Below are 15588 nucleotides of genomic sequence, written 5' to 3' on the forward strand. Positions count from 1 at the left end.
AAATCAACATAAAAATTATGTATAGTTCAAAAATAACGGGGTTAGGGTATTATGTTCCAGAGAATGTAGTTACTAATGAAGATTTAAAACAATGGATGGATACTAGTGACGAGTGGATTCAGGAAAGAACTGGTATTAAAGAACGTCGTTGGATTGACCCAAAAACATCTGATGATTCTACTTCTGTTATGGGAGCTAAGGCTGCTAAGATTGCCATAGAAAGAGCTGGATTGACAAAAGATGATATCGACTTTATCATTTTTGCTACTTTAAGTCCTGAATTATATTTTCCAGGAGGTGGAGTACAAATACAAGACTTACTTGATATGCCTACAATTGGAGCATTAGATGTACGTAATCAATGTTCTGGTTTTATATACTCTTTATCTGTTGCAGATCAGTTTATTAAAACTGGTATGTATAAAAATATATTAGTTATTGGTTCTGAAAACCATTCTGGTGGTTTAGAGCGTTCTACACGTGGTAGAGGAGTAACGGTGATTTTTGGTGATGGAGCTGGAGCTGCTGTTCTTTCTCGTAGTGAAGAAGAAGGAAAAGGAATTTTATCTTCTCATTTACATTCTGAAGGAAAGCATGCGAAAGAATTGGTGTTAGAAGGACCTTCTACTGGACGTTGGGTACCAGAAATTTTAGAGAAAAATGATCCAGATGATGTTTCTTATTATCCATATATGAATGGTCAGTTTGTATTTAAGCATGCTGTAGTTCGTTTTTCTGAAGCAATTGTTGAAGGTTTACAAGCAAATGGATTGCAAAAAGAAGACATTGATATGTTAATTCCTCACCAAGCTAATTTACGTATAGCGCAGTTTATTCAAAAGAAGTTCCAGCTTTCTGATGATAAGGTGTATAATAATATCATGAAATATGGTAACACTACAGCTGCTTCTGTTATTATTGCTTTAACTGAAGCTTGGGAAAAAGGTAAAATAAAAGATAATGATTTAGTAGTATTAGCTGCCTTTGGTAGTGGATTTACTTGGGGATCTGTTGTGATTCGTTGGTAGTTAGCTAATTAAATTTAAAAATAAAAAAACCGAAGTTTCAAACTTCGGTTTTTTGTTTTGTTAAAACATACCTCCTTGAGATTCGTTATCATCTCTATATTTTCTACCTTTTCTTTTGTTTTTACTACTTCCAAAGTTGTATGAAAAGCCTAGATATATTGAATCGTATTCTAAAATATATTTTCCTTTTTGATTGAATGGATTATTAGTAGTGTAATCAAAATTAACGTTATTGAAAATATCTGTACCTCTAAGACTAATTTTTCCTTTTCCATCAAATACTTTTAATCGAGCACCAATATTTATCATTGTATATGGTTGAACAGTATATTGAATATTTTCACTTTTACCTCTATAAATTGTAGAAAACTGAAAACTTAGTTTTTTAGAAGCTTTAAAAGAGTTGCTAATTCTAGCTTTTGTTATTGTATTTTTGATTGTTTCAAATTGATTATTTAATATACCTTGAGAATCTTGAATATAGGTTTCAAAAGAAGGTCTTAAAGTCCACCATTTTATAGGTTTGAAACTACCTGAAAGTTCTACTCCATAGCTGTCAGCAAAATCATAATTGGTAAAAGAAGAAATTGATTTGTCAGGATTTAGAGCATCTCTTTCAAGAATTCTTCCAATTTTATCATTTGTTCTTCTATAGAAAGAACCCAAAGAAATATATCCTTTGGTAATTGTTTTAGTATAGTTTAATTCTATGGAATTAGTAAATTGAGGAGTTAGATTTCTATTTCCCCTAGCAATAGTTAAAGGAGAAGCCCATTCTTGAATAGGAGTTACTTGATATGCCGAAGGGCGATCAACTCTTCTGCTATAGGCTAGCTGTATATTATCTTTTTCGCTAAGAGAATAGTTTATCGAAGCTGAAGGATAAATATTGAAGAGATTATCTTTTAAATTCGTATTTCCTTGGTTAGTATTGAAAAATGAAGCGTCTAAATTAAATTGCTCAACTCTAATACCGATTTGAAATGTAATTTTTTCATATTCTTTATTAAAATTGAAGTACCCAGAATAAATTGAACGATCATAATCTAAAGAGGTGTTTCCAATAGGTTGTAATATAGGAGTACTAGTTGTTTGTACTTCTTGATCGGTTATTATTTTGTTATAAAAATTTTGCTTTCTATATTCCAAACCAAATTCGATTTTACCAGATTCAATAGGCATAGTATAATCGATGTTGAACAACCAAAGTTTTCTAGTATCTACTATATCGTTGGTGTAATTGTTTTCTTTAGAACTACTGTCAATCGATTCGGAATTGATTGAGTTTTCTGGGTTGTTTGTACTAGAATAATTAAACTCTAATTCTAAATTTTGCCCTTTTTTATCAAAATTATATACGTAATCAATATTATATGTTTCGTCTTTTTGTTTGTATTTTGAAAAACGTTGATTGTTAAATTGTATATTAGAATTTTGAGTTACGAGTGTATTTGTAGCTAAACTGTTATTATCAAAATTTTGGTCAGTGTAAAGAGATAGTATGCTTTTGGAGTTTAAATTTATATCTACACCAAATTTAAAAAAATGACTGCTAGAGTTGTTTAAAAAGTCAATACCTTGTAACAAATCTTTATCTGTTCTTTGTAGGTTGTTGAATGTTTCATAATCTCCCCAACTAGCACTATAATTTGTGTAAAAATTAGTTATACCTGTTTTATAATTTGTAGTTAAAGCAATATCTGTTCTTGTATTTTTACTATGTGTAAGACCTGAAGAAATATTCCCATTAAAGCCAATTTTAGTATTCTTTTTAAGAATTATATTAATAATACCACTCATTCCTTCAGGATTGTATTTAGAAGAGGGATTGGTTATTATTTCAATGCTTTTTACTGAACTGGAAGGAAGTTGTTTTAAAAGTTGTTCGGTATTAATGTTTGAAGGTTTTCCGTTTATTAAAACACTAACATTTTCATTACCTCTAAGACTCACTGTACCAGAAAGATGATCTATGTCAACAGAAGGGATATTCTCTAACATTTCCAAAGAGCTAGCTCCTGTAGCTATTAGGTCGTTATTTACATTGATTATTTTTCTATCGATTTTTTGGACTACTGTAGAAGATTCTGCTTGTATTTCAACTTCATTTAGTTGGTTGTTGTTTTCTTGTAAATATATAGCACCTATATTGTATTTTATATCCTTCTCGGTTAAATCAATACTTTTAACTAAGGTTTTGTATCCTATAAACTGAAAACTTAAAAATAGTTTGGTTTTTGGAAGTTTAGATAAAGTAAAATATCCTTTATCATTAGTTATGGAACCTGTAATTATAGTACCATTTTCAGATTTACAAGTGATAGTTGCATAAGGTATACTAACCTTGTTTTTGGAATTTATAACTTTACCAGTAATTTCTTGTTTTTGCGCATAATTACTAATTGCTATGACAGCAAAAAGTATCGTTAATAACAATTTTTTCATATTCGGGGAACTAATTTTATTAGAAAGCTAAATATATAAAAAAACCAAGGTAATATAATATTACCTTGGTTTTTTTATACAGTAGTTAGTTGCTTAGAAGAAACCTCCGCCTCCTTGCTTTTCATTACTGTCTCTTCTTCTGCGTTGTTTTGCTTTATTTTTTCCACCTCCAAATCGGTAGTTGAAACCTAAGAAAGTAGTTCTACTTTCCCATTTAAAACGTCCGTTTTGTGTAAATGGATTGTCTGAGTTGAATTGAAATCTCATAGTATTGAAGATATCATTTACTCTAAAGCTAATATTTCCTTTTCCTTTAAATACACTATAATTAGCTCCTATGTTAACCATTTTCATTGGGTCAACATTCCATTGAATATCTTTAACTCTACCTCTATACATTGCAAATAACTGTAATCTAAGTTTTTTACTAACAGTAAAGCTGTTGCTAATACGAGCATTGAATACTTCATTTTTAACTTCTATTCTATTAGCAGTTGGATTCGTTAAATTAGTTGTCCCAAATTGCTTTTGAGAGTAGAAATCCATACTTGCATTGGCACGCCACCATTTTGCAATTCTATAGTTTGCAGAAAGCTCTAATCCGTATGCATCTGTATCATCAAAGTTTCTAAAAGTTAATAACTGAGCTTTTGGGTTTACATTATCAGCATCTAGAGTTGTAACTCTATTAATAACATCAGTAATGTTTCTATAGAAACTACCTAAAGTAATTGACCCTCCTTTAACTTTTCTTGTATAGTTAAACTCTACAGAGTTTGTAAACTGAGGTACTAACGTTGGTTCTCCTTTAGATGTAATAAGTGGTGTACTCCATTCTCTGATAGGATTCACTTGTTGAATACTTGGTCTATCAACACGCTTACTATAACTTAATTGGAATTGATTTTTCTCAGTTGGATTAAATGTAAAGAAGGCAGATGGATATACAGTGAATATTTCATCTGTAACTTTTTTAGTTGTAGGAACACCATTTTCTAATCCATTAAAATCTCCTTTAATATTGTACTGTTCTAATCTAGCTCCTAATTGCATAGTTACTTTTCCAAACTTATGACTATAATTAACGTAACCAGAATAGATATCTCTATCATATGTGAACGATGAGTTTCCTAAGTCAACAAAACTAATGGGTGTAGTACTTGTATCAGCACGTTGTTGATCGGTTAAATTTACATTATCTGTTGAATTGAATCTATATTCTAAACCTAACTCTAATTTACCCTTTTTAGAAACAGGGTTGGTATAGTCAAGATTAATTAAAGTATTCTTTCGATTATTATTGATATCATTAAAGTAATTTAATGTACGATCAGTAGGGGCTAATAGATCTATATTTTTTAATAATTGAGGAGACTTATTAATTGAATATGTTGCTTCAAACTCAATGTTGTGCCCTTCTTTTTCGAAGTCTCTTTTAAAGTTTACATTATAAGTTTGATTATGGCTATCAGATACTTGTGTGTTTGGGGCGTTGTTAGTTAATGTATTGGCGTTGTTAAAAATTAAAGAACGCCCAGAAGCATTACTATCAAACCAGTTCTGAGTAGTGTAAAAAGAAAGAGTATTCTTTTCATTTAAATATACATCAGCACCAAATTTTAATAAATGAGATTCATTATCATTTACAAAAATGAAGTCTTGAAGATTTGTTTCGTTTCTAACAAACCCAAAATTATATCTCTCTCCAGTTCTAAATCCGTAGTTACCGAAGAAATTAACCTTTCCTGTTTTATAGTTCATGTTAGTACCAACATTATAACGAACATAATGCCCAGCTTCAAGTCCAGTATTAACAGAACCATTGAATCCCATGTTTGCATTTTTGTTTAATACGATATTAATAATACCACTCATTCCCTCTGGGTTGTATTTTGCTGAAGGGTTGGTAATCAATTCAACACTTTTTATCGATGTAGAAGGTATTTGCTTTAATAATTGAGCTGCAGGAATATTTGTTGGTCTTCCATCTACTAATACACGTACGTTTTCGTTACCACGTAAGCTAATGTTACCACTTTGACTATCTACACTTACAGATTGTACATTGTTTAATAATTCTGAAGCAGTAGCTCCTGCAGAAGTTAAATCTTTTCCTACATTAATTACTTTCCTATCTACTTTTTGAGTAACAGATGATGTTTCAGCTCTAACCTCAACTTCATCTAAAGTGGTAGAATCTTCTGTTAAAGGAATAGTTCCTAAGTTAATTTTTCTTCTTTTATTGTTTATAAGAATTGGTTTGCTAACAGTTTTGTATCCAATAAATTGAACTTCTACAATATTTTTACCTTCTGGAATGTTTTTTATTGAAAAAGTACCATTATCATTAGTAATTCCTCCTGTTAAAATTTTGTTGGCAGTATCTTTGATTATTATATTTACGTAAGGAAGTGGTTCTTTTGTTGTTTGGTCAACGACTTTACCAGAAACGGAACCTGGTTTTGGTAATTTACTTTTGGGCATTTGTGCAAATAAATTAACACTAAATACTGTTAAAAGTATAAGTAATATGTTTCTCATTTTGTTTGTTTTTGAATTGTTTAGATGCCTAATAGACTATTTGTCGATTACTTTTGTTACTTCCTTTAACAGAGTTTAACTTATTATTAACAACTATGGATAAAACAACTTTAATTATTGGAGCATCATTAAATCCTAACAAGTATTCTAATATTGCACTTAAAAGATTAGATGATAAAGAAATAAAAATACATGCCATTGGGGCTAGAGAAGGAAGAGTAAATGATGTCAATATTACAACAGAGAAAACATCACTTGATAATATTGATACCGTTACAATGTATTTGAATCCTAAAAGACAGGAAGAATATTACGATTATGTGTTAGGGTTAAATCCTAGAAGGGTAATATTCAACCCAGGTACAGAGAATTTTGAATTTTCAAAAATATTAAAAGAGAAAGGAATTAAATCAGAAATAGCATGTACATTGGTTTTGTTATCAACCAATCAATATTAATTTAAAACTTCTATTGGAAATGAGTTGGTAGAGTATAGTTTACCAGCTTCAGCTAATTCTACATTTTCAAAAATAGTCTGTGCTTCTGCTTTAAAGTCTTTTAGGTTTGAGTACCTACTAGAATAGTGTCCAATAATTAGTTTTCCTGCATTTGCTTGATTTGCAATGCTAGCAGCTTGTTCGGCAGTTGAGTGTTTGGTTTTATCACACAAATCTTCTCTATCTTTTAAAAAGGTAGCTTCATGGTATAGTAAATCTACATCTTTAATAATAGGTACTATATCTGGTTTGTAGGAAGTGTCACTACAAAAAGCATAACTTTTTGGTTTTGGAGGATCTATTGTCAATTCAAAATTAGGAATTATTTCTCCTGTAGATAAAACAAAATCTTTACCAGCTTTTATGTTGTGAAAATCGCAGGTTTCTATTTCATCATATTGTTGAATATTCTCAATATGTAATTTTCTAGGTTTAGGCTTTTCTTTAAATAAAAAGCCATTAGTGTATACTCTATGATCTAAAGGAATAGTATGTACACTTATTTTATCATCTTCAAAGATTAATTCACTTTCGTTTGAATCTAATTCATGAAAAACAATGTTGTATTTAGTCCAAGATTTCGAAATTTTTAATTGAAGAACAGTAATTTCCTTAATTCCTTTAGGACCATAAATATGTAAGTCTTTTTCTCTATTAAGTATTCCAAATGTAGAAATTAAACCAATTAATCCAAAAAAGTGATCTCCATGCAAATGAGAGATAAATATATGGTTGATTTTAGAAAAACCAACTTTATACTTTCTCATTTGTCTTTGAGTACCTTCTCCACAATCGATTAAAAAATGACGGTTATTTATTTCTAAGTACTGAGATGTAGGGTGTGCATTAACTCTTGGGGTAGCAGAGTGGCATCCTAAAATAGTTAAATGCAAACTCATTTATTTTATAACAAAACGTTTTGAAATAATATTCTTATTGCTTTGTATAGCATATATATACATACCTGACTTTAAATCATTGCGATAAAAAGGGTAAGAGTTACGTCCTTTAGAAATATTTAATTCTTTTCTATATACAGTTTTACCTAATACGTTTCTAACGGTGAAAATAACGGTCTGGTCACTTTTAGCATTAAATGAAATAGTGGTATTATTGGTAAAAGGGTTAGGAGAAGCAACTAACTTGTCTACTTGTTTCTCTTGAGAGAAACTAGATAAGGTTACTAAGAATAAAAATAATAAAAGTATTTTTTTTACCATACGTTATTCGATTTTAAGGGATTAATATAGGTTAAAAACCTAAATCACGCTGAATATTTTCCATTTCAATAATATCTTCTGCCTCAACTAATGTAGGGGCTATGTTTAACGATTCAGGAAATTCATCAATATTCACATCTTTTAATACAATTACAAAAGATGTGCCATTTGTTTGATGCACTTGAGCGTATTTCAAAAATAATAAAATATTTTCTTTGGAAACGTTATTTTTTTCTGAAATTTTTACAATAAGGTGTTTTTCCTTAAAGTTAAAGTGCTCTTTTTCAAAATTTAATAAGAAATCATCGAAAGAAGTATCATCAAAATGAACTAACGCATATTCTTTTTTATCTTCAATTTTCATTATTATCTTTTTATTTGTTGTGCTAACAAATATATAACAGCCATACGAGTAGCAACCCCATTTTCTACCTGATTTAAAATAATAGATTGGTCACTATCGGCAACATCACTTGTTAATTCAACCCCTCTATTTATAGGTCCTGGGTGCATTATAACAATTTTCTTACCAAGGTTGTCTAGTATTTGTTTATTAATACCAAATAACTGTGTGTATTCTCTAGTAGAAGGGAAATATTTAATATCCATTCGTTCGTGTTGTACACGTAGTACATTGGCAACATCACACCATTCTAAAGCTTTTTTCAAGTTTGTTTCAACCTCAACACCTAAACTAGTAATATATCTAGGTATTAATGTTGTTGGACCACAAACTTTTACTTTAGCTCCTTGCAATTGTAAAGCAAAAATATTTGACAAAGCTACACGAGAATGTAAAACATCACCAACAATAACAATTTTCTTACCTTTTAGGTTACTGTTTAAAGCTTCACGCATAGAAAAACTATCTAATAAAGCTTGTGTTGGGTGTTCATGTGTACCATCACCAGCATTAATAATTTTTGCATCTACATGTTTTGATAAGAAAATACCAGCACCTACATTGGCATGACGCATAACAACAATATCAACTTTCATTGAAAGGATATTGTTAACGGTATCAATTAAGGTTTCTCCTTTTTTTACAGAAGACTGCCCAGCAGAAAAATTAATAACATCTGCCGATAAACGTTTTTCAGCTAATTCAAATGATAATTTAGTACGAGTACTATTTTCAAAAAATAAGTTAGCAATGGTAATATCTCGTAAAGAAGGAACTTTCTTTATAGGGCGGTTAATAACTTCTTTAAAATGAGAAGCAGTTTCAAAAATAAGCTCTAAATCGGTTTTGTTAAGGTATTTTATACCTAGTAAATGTTCAACGCTTAACTGCTTCATTTTAGTTTGTTTTTATAATCATAACTAATCAAGCTTTGATGGCTTGGGTTCAAGGTAAATAGTATCTTCTTTATGAGTTTCTTCCCAGTTAACAACAACTTTTTCTTCATTTATAGCGTCAACTTGTCTTCCTCTATAATTAGGTTGAATAGGGAGGTGACGGCTAAAACGGCGATCAATTAACACTAGTAACTCAATGTTTTCAGGTCTTCCGTATGACTGAATTGCTGTTAAAGCACTTCGTACACTTCTACCTGAATATAAAACATCGTCAATAATAACAACTTTTTTGCCTTCAATTAAAAAGTCAATTTGAGTTGCTGTAGCTTCTAAAGGTTCATCTCTTCTACGAAAATCGTCTCGATAAAAAGTAATGTCTAATAAACCTAATTGAAGATTTTGTATTCCATAATCATCTGTTAACAATTTAGCTAATCGTTTTGCTAAAAAAGTTCCTCTAGGTTGAAGTCCTATTAGCACGGTATTAGAGAAGTCGTTATGGTTTTCGATTAACTGACAAGCTAATCGATGCAGAATGATTTGAATTTCTTTTGATGTAAGTAGTGTTTTTCTGCTCATTTGTTGCTATCAAATTGGTTTGATAGTTCAACGTTCAAAAATAAAGCAAAAAAAAACGTCCACAAAATTAAAGTTAATGAAACATAAAACTATATGAATAAAATTATCTTTACATTTGCCAACTTTTAGAATATACCTGTTGATATTATGATGAAATACATTAAAAATAAGAAGATTAACATTAAAGATGACACTTTAGCGGGGATTACGGTTTCGTTAGCTATGATACCTGAAGTAGTAGCTTTTGCCTTTGTTGCTCAAATAGATCCTTTAGTAGCACTTTCAGGAGCGTTTATTATTGGTTTAATTACTGCAATTTTTGGAGGTAGACCTGGATTAATATCAGGAGCAGCTGGAGCAGTGGCAGTTATTTTTGTGCATATGATTGCTGAAGGGCACAAAAAAGGGATGCTTTTTGATACTCCGATAGATAATATGGGGTATTACTATTTATTAGGAGCTGTTATTTTAATGGGACTAATACAAGTTGGAGCAGGAGTTTTAAAATTAGGACGCTTTGTACGTTTAATACCACATTCAGTAATGATGGGGTTTGTAAACGGTTTAGCTATTGTGATTTTTATTGCTCAGGTAAAAATGTTTTCTCATAAAGAACTAAATATTTCACCAGAAGGAGTAAAGGAATATAAAAACATATTTATGCAAGGTACAGAGTTATTTACCATGATTGGATTGGTATTATTAACAATGGCAATTATTTGGGGACTTCCAAAAATTACAAAGAAAGTGCCTGCGGCTTTAACTGCAATTATTATAACTACTGCAATTGTTGTTATTTCTGGAATGGATGTAAGTACAGTTGGTTCTTACATTAGAGAAGGTGGAGGAGACGGATTATCTGGAAAATTTCCTACACCAAATTTAGAACTATGGCAAAACTTACCATTTAATTTAGATACTTTATTATTTATTCTTCCATATGCTTTTTTAGCAGCATCAGTAGGTTTAATCGAGTCATTAATGACAATGAATTTAGTTGATGAGTTAACAGATTCTAGAGGAAACGGAAATAAAGAATGTGTTGCCCAAGGAGCTGGAAATATTGTAAGTGGATTGTTTGGTGGAACAGGTGGTTGTGGTATGATTGGACAAACAGTAATTAATATCAATGCTGGTGGTAGAGGAAGATTATCTGGAGTGATGATGGCATTAACTTTACTTACATTTATTTTATTTGCTGATAAGTATATAGAACAAGTACCTATTGCTGCTTTAGTAGGAGTAATGTTTATGATGGTAATTGAAACATTTGCATGGTCTAGTTTTAGAATTATGAATAAGATTCCAAAATCGGATGCTTTTGTTTTAATAATTGTATCTGCGGTTACTGTAATTTTCGATTTAGCTATCGCTGTATTTGTTGGAGTAATTGTTAGTGCATTAGTATTCTCATGGGAAAATGCAAAGAAAATTAGAGCAAGAAAACGTATGAAAGATGATGGTACTAAAGTTTATGAAATTTGGGGACCTTTATTTTTTGGTAGTATTACAGCTTTCAATGAAAAGTTTGATATAAAAAATGATCCAGATAGAGTTGAGATTGACTTTGTTGAATCTAGAGTTTCTGATCATTCTGCTATTGAAGCTATTTTCGCCTTAGTTGAAAAATATCAAGCAGCAGGAAAGAAAGTTGTTTTAAAACACTTAAGTGAAGACTGTAAAGTATTATTATACAAAGCAAGTCCAATTTTCTCAGATGTGATAGAGGAAGCTATTGATGATCCTCGTTATCATTTGGCGGCAAATCCTGAAGATTTTCCAAAACCATTATCAGAGTATAAATTTTAAATAAAAAATCCCGCTACATGCGGGATTTTTTATTTATTATCCTTTATTTAAAGGACTAATTATTTCTACATCGCTAAAAGCTATAGCGCCTCTTACAACGCTATCAATGGTACTTTTTAAAGCTTCTATTAACTGCATTTTTAATTGAGATTTATGATAAATTAAACTAACCTCTCTAGCTGGAGGTGGAGTTTCAAATTCTCTAAGGTGTTCTTTGTCTTTTTCGTTTAAATCCAAAGTATTTAAATAAGGTAATAAAGTCATACCTAATCCATCTTTAGATAATTTAATTAAAGTATCAAAGCTTCCGCTTTCTAGTTGGAAATGATTTTTAGAATTTCTTTTGTCAGTTCTACATAGATTTATAACACTGTCTTTAAAGCAATGTCCGTCTTCTAATAATAAGATATCATCAACCTCTAAGTCGTTAACTTCAATTTTCTTTTTTTCAAATAAACGATGTTCGTGTGGTATTAAACCTACAAAAGGTTCGTAATATAAAACACGTTCTTTAATAGCTTCGTTTTCTAATGGAGTTGCAGCTAAAGCAGCATCAATATGACCATCCATTAACTTTCTAACAATTTCCTCGGTAGTTAATTCTTCTATGATTAATTGAACTTTAGGATAGTTTCTACTAAATGTTTTTAAAAACATAGGTAACAGAGTAGGCATTATAGTAGGAATTATTCCAAGTTTGAATTCTCCTCCAACATAACCTTTTTGTTGGTGTACAATGTCTAGAATACGATTACTTTCATCGACAATAACTTTTGCTTGTTCTACTATTTTTTTACCAACTTCAGTTAACTCGATAGGTTTTTTAGAACGGTTAAATATTTTAGCATCTAATTCTTCTTCCAATTTTTGTATTTGCATACTTAATGTTGGTTGAGTAACGAAACAATGCTCGGCAGCAATTGTAAAGTTTTTATACTCAGCAACAGATAAGGTATATTTTAGTTGTGTTATAGTCATGTATAAAAATTTTCGATAAAGATATTAAAACTATCAATAGAATTTATAGTTTTTTAAATAAAAGTTGGCCTAATTTTGACATAGAAAAATTAGAAAAACAAAGATAAAAAATGAATACAACAGTTATAGGTTTAGATAAAAATAAAACAGAGGAATTAGTTAAAGAATTAAATAGTTTGTTAGCAAACTTTCAGGTGTATTATCAAAATGTAAGGGGTTTACACTGGAATATTAAAGGAAAAAACTTTTTTGAATTACATGTAAAGTTTGAAGAGTTTTATACAGATGCTCAAGAGAAAGTAGATTTAATAGCTGAAAGAATATTAACATTACAAGGAACACCTTTACATACTTTTAGTGATTATACAGAATTGTCAAAAGTAAAAGTTGGTAAGAATATATCTAACGATGTAGAAGCGGTTACTTTAGTGGTAGATTCATTATCGGAATTATTAAAAATAGAAAGAACTATATTAGAATTATCTGATGAAGCTGATGATGAAGGAACAAATTCTATGATGAGTGATTTTATATCAGAGCAAGAAAAAACTTTATGGATGATGAATGCTTGGTTAGGATAAAACAAGAAAAACGTAACAAAAACAAACAACAAGAAAAGCAACATATTTATGTTGCTTTTTTCTTTTTAAGAAAGAAATGTAACTTTCTTTTTTAGATATCGTCTAATCTTTATAAATCAAATAACAAAACTATGAGAAACATAATTAAACACGGAATTATAGCTCTTTGCTTTATGCTTACAAGCATAATAACAGCTCAAAACTTAGAGCAAAAAATAGATGATATTTTAAAGAAAGAGTTTAAAAGCAACGAAACAGGAGTTACAGCTCTTGTAGCCAAAGATGGTAAGGTTATTTATAGAAAAGCATTTGGAAAAGCTAATTTAGAATTAGATGTAGATATGATTCCAGAAAATGTTTTTGAAATTGGATCTATAACTAAACAATTTACTTCGGTTGCTATTTTAATGTTATTAGAAGAAGGTAAGCTTAGCTTAGAAGACGATATAACTAAATTTATTCCAGATTACCCAACTCATGGGAAAAAGATAACAATTCATCATTTATTAACGCATACTTCAGGTATTAAGAGTTATACTTCAATGAAAGAATTTGGAAAAGTAGCTACACTTCATAAAACACCTCTAGAATTTATAGATTTCTTCAAAAATGAACCAATGAATTTTGAACCAGGAGAAAAATATAAGTACAATAACTCAGGTTACTTTCTTTTAGGATATATTATAGAAAAAGCTAGTGGAATGACTTATCAGAAGTTCATAAAAGAAAGAATTTTTGATAAGCTGGATATGAATTCATCATATTATGGAAGTCAAACAGAGTTGATTAAAAATAGAGCGTATGGGTATAATCGAAGAGGTGATGTGTTTTCTAATGCACAATATATAAGCTTAACTTTACCTTATGCAGCAGGATCAATAATGTCTAATATAGATGATATGTTAAAATGGCAATCAGCTATAACAAATAATACATTGGTAAAAAAAGAAACAATAGCTAAGGCTTTTAAAAATTACACTCTAAACAATGGAGAGAAGATAAACTATGGATATGGTTGGAGTTTAGATGAAATCAAAGATGTTCCAACAATAGAGCATGGAGGGGCTATACCAGGATATATATCAATGGGGATTTATGTGCCAAGTAAAAATGTATACGTAATAGCATTTTCAAACTGTGGATGTATCTCACCAAGAAATAGCGCTACAGAAATTGCAGCTTTGGTAATAGGTAAACCTAAGTTTGACAAAAATAATGTGATTAAATTATCTACTGAAGAATTGAAAAAATGGGTTGGAGCTTACCAATTTGATAATGATGTTGTAAGATATATTACATTAAAAGATAACCAATTGTATAGTAAAAGAGAAGGTAGTAGTAAAGACTTTAAAATTTATCCAACCTCAGCAACTAATTTTTCTTTTGAAGATGGATTTATAGAGTATGAATTTTCTGATAAAGGAGGAAAAAAAGAAGCACATTTCAAGAATAGAATTAATAAAGAAAAAGGAGTGTGGATAAATAAAAAAGCTCCAAAAGAGAAAAAAGAAATAAAAGTAGCAGCTGATATTTTAAAAAAATATGAAGGAGCTTATGAGTTACAACCGAATTTTATAATTACAATAAGAACTAAAAATAATCAAATATTTGCACAGGCAACAGGGCAACCTGAGTTTGAGATATTTGCTGAAACTAACAAGGAATTCTTTTTAAAAGTAGTAAAAGCAAGTATAGAGTTTCATACTAATGATGCTGGAGTAATTGATGCATTAACCTTATATCAAGGAGGAAGAGCAATGAAAGCGAAAAAGAAATAGTTAAAACAAGTATTTAAGTAAAATACGAATACTAACAAAGGCAATCAGTAAAGCGGTTGCCTTTTTTAATTGAATAGGACTAAATAGTCTAGTACTCATTCTACTACCAATTTGACCACCAATAAAAACAGTGATTAATAAAATAGAAGTCAAATGCCAATTGATTGTAAATTCAGGATTTGTATACTGTCCAATTAATCCAGCAATAGAATTCAATAAAATAAAAAAACTAGCAGTGGCAGCAATTTTTTTAGGGCTATCCCAATTAGTTAAATGAAGTAAAGGTGCTAAGAAAATTCCACCACCAATACCTACCATACCAGAAATAAAACCAATAATACCACCGTAACTAGCATTTTTTGAAATACTTAAAGATTTTGACTCAGTTTCAGAAGAAACTATTTTTTTAGAAATCCACATGGTAATCGCGGCAAATAACAAAGTAAATCCTAGAAGTATAAAAAAGAAGGTTTGACTTATACGTAAATAGCCTCCAATAAAAGCTAAAGGAACACTAAATAATACTAATGGAAGTACTTTTTTCCAATTGTATTTTTTGCTTTGGATGTATAAAAAAACATTTCCACTTACAACCATTATATTACACAATAAAGCTGTAGCTCTAATTTGAGAAAAAGCTAAACCAGTTAACGCCAAAATGGCTAAATAACTTGAACCTCCACCAAAGCCTACAGATGAGTATAACACAGCAACTGTAAAGAATAACAAAACGATATGCCAGTTTTGTAAAAATGTTAGTATGAGAAAATCCATAGAAAATCGAAAATAATAAAATAGCGTTTCTTAAAAGCTTTTTTAGATAAAAACTATTA

The 15588-nt window shown here is 30.0% G+C and carries 14 protein-coding genes; 5 read left to right on the forward strand and 9 right to left on the reverse strand.

Annotation, left to right across the window (positions count from 1 at the left end; genetic code table 11):
* Positions 1-17: 17 nt before the first annotated feature.
* On the forward strand, positions 18-1028 hold the full coding sequence (locus tag Q0958_RS04620) for a beta-ketoacyl-ACP synthase III (protein ID WP_299120277.1): 1011 nt from the start codon (positions 18-20) through the stop codon (positions 1026-1028).
* A 60-nt stretch (positions 1029-1088) separates the two neighbouring features.
* Here Q0958_RS04620 and Q0958_RS04625 read toward each other — a convergent pair whose 3' ends face one another.
* Together Q0958_RS04625 and Q0958_RS04630 are read right to left on the reverse strand one after the other, a co-directional pair.
* A complete protein-coding gene (locus tag Q0958_RS04625) occupies positions 1089-3473 on the reverse strand; it encodes an outer membrane beta-barrel family protein (RefSeq protein WP_299120280.1) in 2385 nt (794 codons plus the stop codon).
* Positions 3474-3566: 93 nt separating this feature from the next.
* Complete coding sequence (locus Q0958_RS04630; protein WP_299120283.1) at positions 3567-6014, reverse strand: outer membrane beta-barrel family protein; 2448 nt, start codon at positions 6012-6014, stop codon at positions 3567-3569.
* Positions 6015-6109: 95 nt separating this feature from the next.
* Here Q0958_RS04630 and Q0958_RS04635 point away from each other — a divergent pair, with 95 nt between their 5' ends.
* A complete protein-coding gene (locus Q0958_RS04635; protein WP_299120285.1) occupies positions 6110-6472 on the forward strand; it encodes a CoA-binding protein in 363 nt (120 codons plus the stop codon).
* Here the strand turns inward: Q0958_RS04635 and Q0958_RS04640 are convergent.
* From Q0958_RS04640 to pyrR, 5 genes are read right to left on the reverse strand one after another with little or no spacing between them, the layout of a single operon-like run.
* The gene (locus tag Q0958_RS04640; protein WP_299120287.1) at positions 6469-7410 is read right to left on the reverse strand and encodes a ribonuclease Z; all 942 of its coding nucleotides are present in this window, start codon (positions 7408-7410) and stop codon (positions 6469-6471) included. The genes Q0958_RS04635 and Q0958_RS04640 overlap by 4 nt on opposite strands.
* On the reverse strand, positions 7411-7731 hold the full coding sequence (locus Q0958_RS04645; RefSeq protein WP_150899056.1) for a T9SS type A sorting domain-containing protein: 321 nt from the start codon (positions 7729-7731) through the stop codon (positions 7411-7413).
* Positions 7732-7762: 31 nt separating this feature from the next.
* A complete protein-coding gene (locus Q0958_RS04650; protein WP_299120291.1) occupies positions 7763-8095 on the reverse strand; it encodes a hypothetical protein in 333 nt (110 codons plus the stop codon).
* Positions 8096-8097: 2 nt separating this feature from the next.
* Entirely contained in the window at positions 8098-9030 is a 933-nt protein-coding gene (locus Q0958_RS04655) for an aspartate carbamoyltransferase catalytic subunit (RefSeq protein WP_272148804.1), read from the reverse strand.
* A 24-nt stretch (positions 9031-9054) separates the two neighbouring features.
* Positions 9055-9609, reverse strand: a complete 555-nt coding sequence (gene pyrR, locus Q0958_RS04660; protein WP_150899053.1) for a bifunctional pyr operon transcriptional regulator/uracil phosphoribosyltransferase PyrR — start codon at positions 9607-9609, stop codon at positions 9055-9057.
* A gap of 147 nt (positions 9610-9756) precedes the next feature.
* Here pyrR and Q0958_RS04665 point away from each other — a divergent pair, with 147 nt between their 5' ends.
* On the forward strand, positions 9757-11418 hold the full coding sequence (locus tag Q0958_RS04665; RefSeq protein WP_299120302.1) for a SulP family inorganic anion transporter: 1662 nt from the start codon (positions 9757-9759) through the stop codon (positions 11416-11418).
* 36 nt (positions 11419-11454) lie between these two features.
* Here Q0958_RS04665 and Q0958_RS04670 read toward each other — a convergent pair whose 3' ends face one another.
* Positions 11455-12396 (reverse strand): hydrogen peroxide-inducible genes activator, encoded by a 942-nt coding sequence (locus Q0958_RS04670; RefSeq protein ID WP_150899051.1) that lies wholly within the window; start codon positions 12394-12396, stop codon positions 11455-11457.
* A gap of 110 nt (positions 12397-12506) precedes the next feature.
* Here Q0958_RS04670 and Q0958_RS04675 point away from each other — a divergent pair, with 110 nt between their 5' ends.
* Both Q0958_RS04675 and Q0958_RS04680 read left to right on the forward strand, forming a co-directional pair.
* On the forward strand, positions 12507-12977 hold the full coding sequence (locus Q0958_RS04675) for a Dps family protein (protein ID WP_299120304.1): 471 nt from the start codon (positions 12507-12509) through the stop codon (positions 12975-12977).
* 131 nt (positions 12978-13108) lie between these two features.
* Positions 13109-14755: a serine hydrolase gene (locus Q0958_RS04680; protein WP_299120307.1), complete on the forward strand. Its 1647-nt coding sequence runs from the start codon at positions 13109-13111 to the stop codon at positions 14753-14755.
* Here the strand turns inward: Q0958_RS04680 and Q0958_RS04685 are convergent, their stop codons facing one another.
* Entirely contained in the window at positions 14756-15529 is a 774-nt protein-coding gene (locus Q0958_RS04685; RefSeq protein ID WP_299120310.1) for a sulfite exporter TauE/SafE family protein, read from the reverse strand.
* Between the last annotated feature and the right edge of the window lie 59 nt (positions 15530-15588).

Source organism: uncultured Tenacibaculum sp. (genome assembly GCF_947499065.1).
Lineage (GTDB): Bacteria > Bacteroidota > Bacteroidia > Flavobacteriales > Flavobacteriaceae > Polaribacter.

Coding starts and splice junctions, on each gene's coding strand:
- Q0958_RS04620 (WP_299120277.1), top strand. CDS start 18: ATGTATAGTTCAAAAATAACGGGGTTAGGGTATTATGTTCCAGAGAAT.
- Q0958_RS04625 (WP_299120280.1), bottom strand. CDS start 3,473: ATGAAAAAATTGTTATTAACGATACTTTTTGCTGTCATAGCAATTAGT.
- Q0958_RS04630 (WP_299120283.1), bottom strand. CDS start 6,014: ATGAGAAACATATTACTTATACTTTTAACAGTATTTAGTGTTAATTTA.
- Q0958_RS04635 (WP_299120285.1), top strand. CDS start 6,110: ATGGATAAAACAACTTTAATTATTGGAGCATCATTAAATCCTAACAAG.
- Q0958_RS04640 (WP_299120287.1), bottom strand. CDS start 7,410: ATGAGTTTGCATTTAACTATTTTAGGATGCCACTCTGCTACCCCAAGA.
- Q0958_RS04645 (WP_150899056.1), bottom strand. CDS start 7,731: ATGGTAAAAAAAATACTTTTATTATTTTTATTCTTAGTAACCTTATCT.
- Q0958_RS04650 (WP_299120291.1), bottom strand. CDS start 8,095: ATGAAAATTGAAGATAAAAAAGAATATGCGTTAGTTCATTTTGATGAT.
- Q0958_RS04655 (WP_272148804.1), bottom strand. CDS start 9,030: ATGAAGCAGTTAAGCGTTGAACATTTACTAGGTATAAAATACCTTAAC.
- pyrR (WP_150899053.1), bottom strand. CDS start 9,609: ATGAGCAGAAAAACACTACTTACATCAAAAGAAATTCAAATCATTCTG.
- Q0958_RS04665 (WP_299120302.1), top strand. CDS start 9,757: ATGATGAAATACATTAAAAATAAGAAGATTAACATTAAAGATGACACT.
- Q0958_RS04670 (WP_150899051.1), bottom strand. CDS start 12,396: ATGACTATAACACAACTAAAATATACCTTATCTGTTGCTGAGTATAAA.
- Q0958_RS04675 (WP_299120304.1), top strand. CDS start 12,507: ATGAATACAACAGTTATAGGTTTAGATAAAAATAAAACAGAGGAATTA.
- Q0958_RS04680 (WP_299120307.1), top strand. CDS start 13,109: ATGAGAAACATAATTAAACACGGAATTATAGCTCTTTGCTTTATGCTT.
- Q0958_RS04685 (WP_299120310.1), bottom strand. CDS start 15,529: ATGGATTTTCTCATACTAACATTTTTACAAAACTGGCATATCGTTTTG.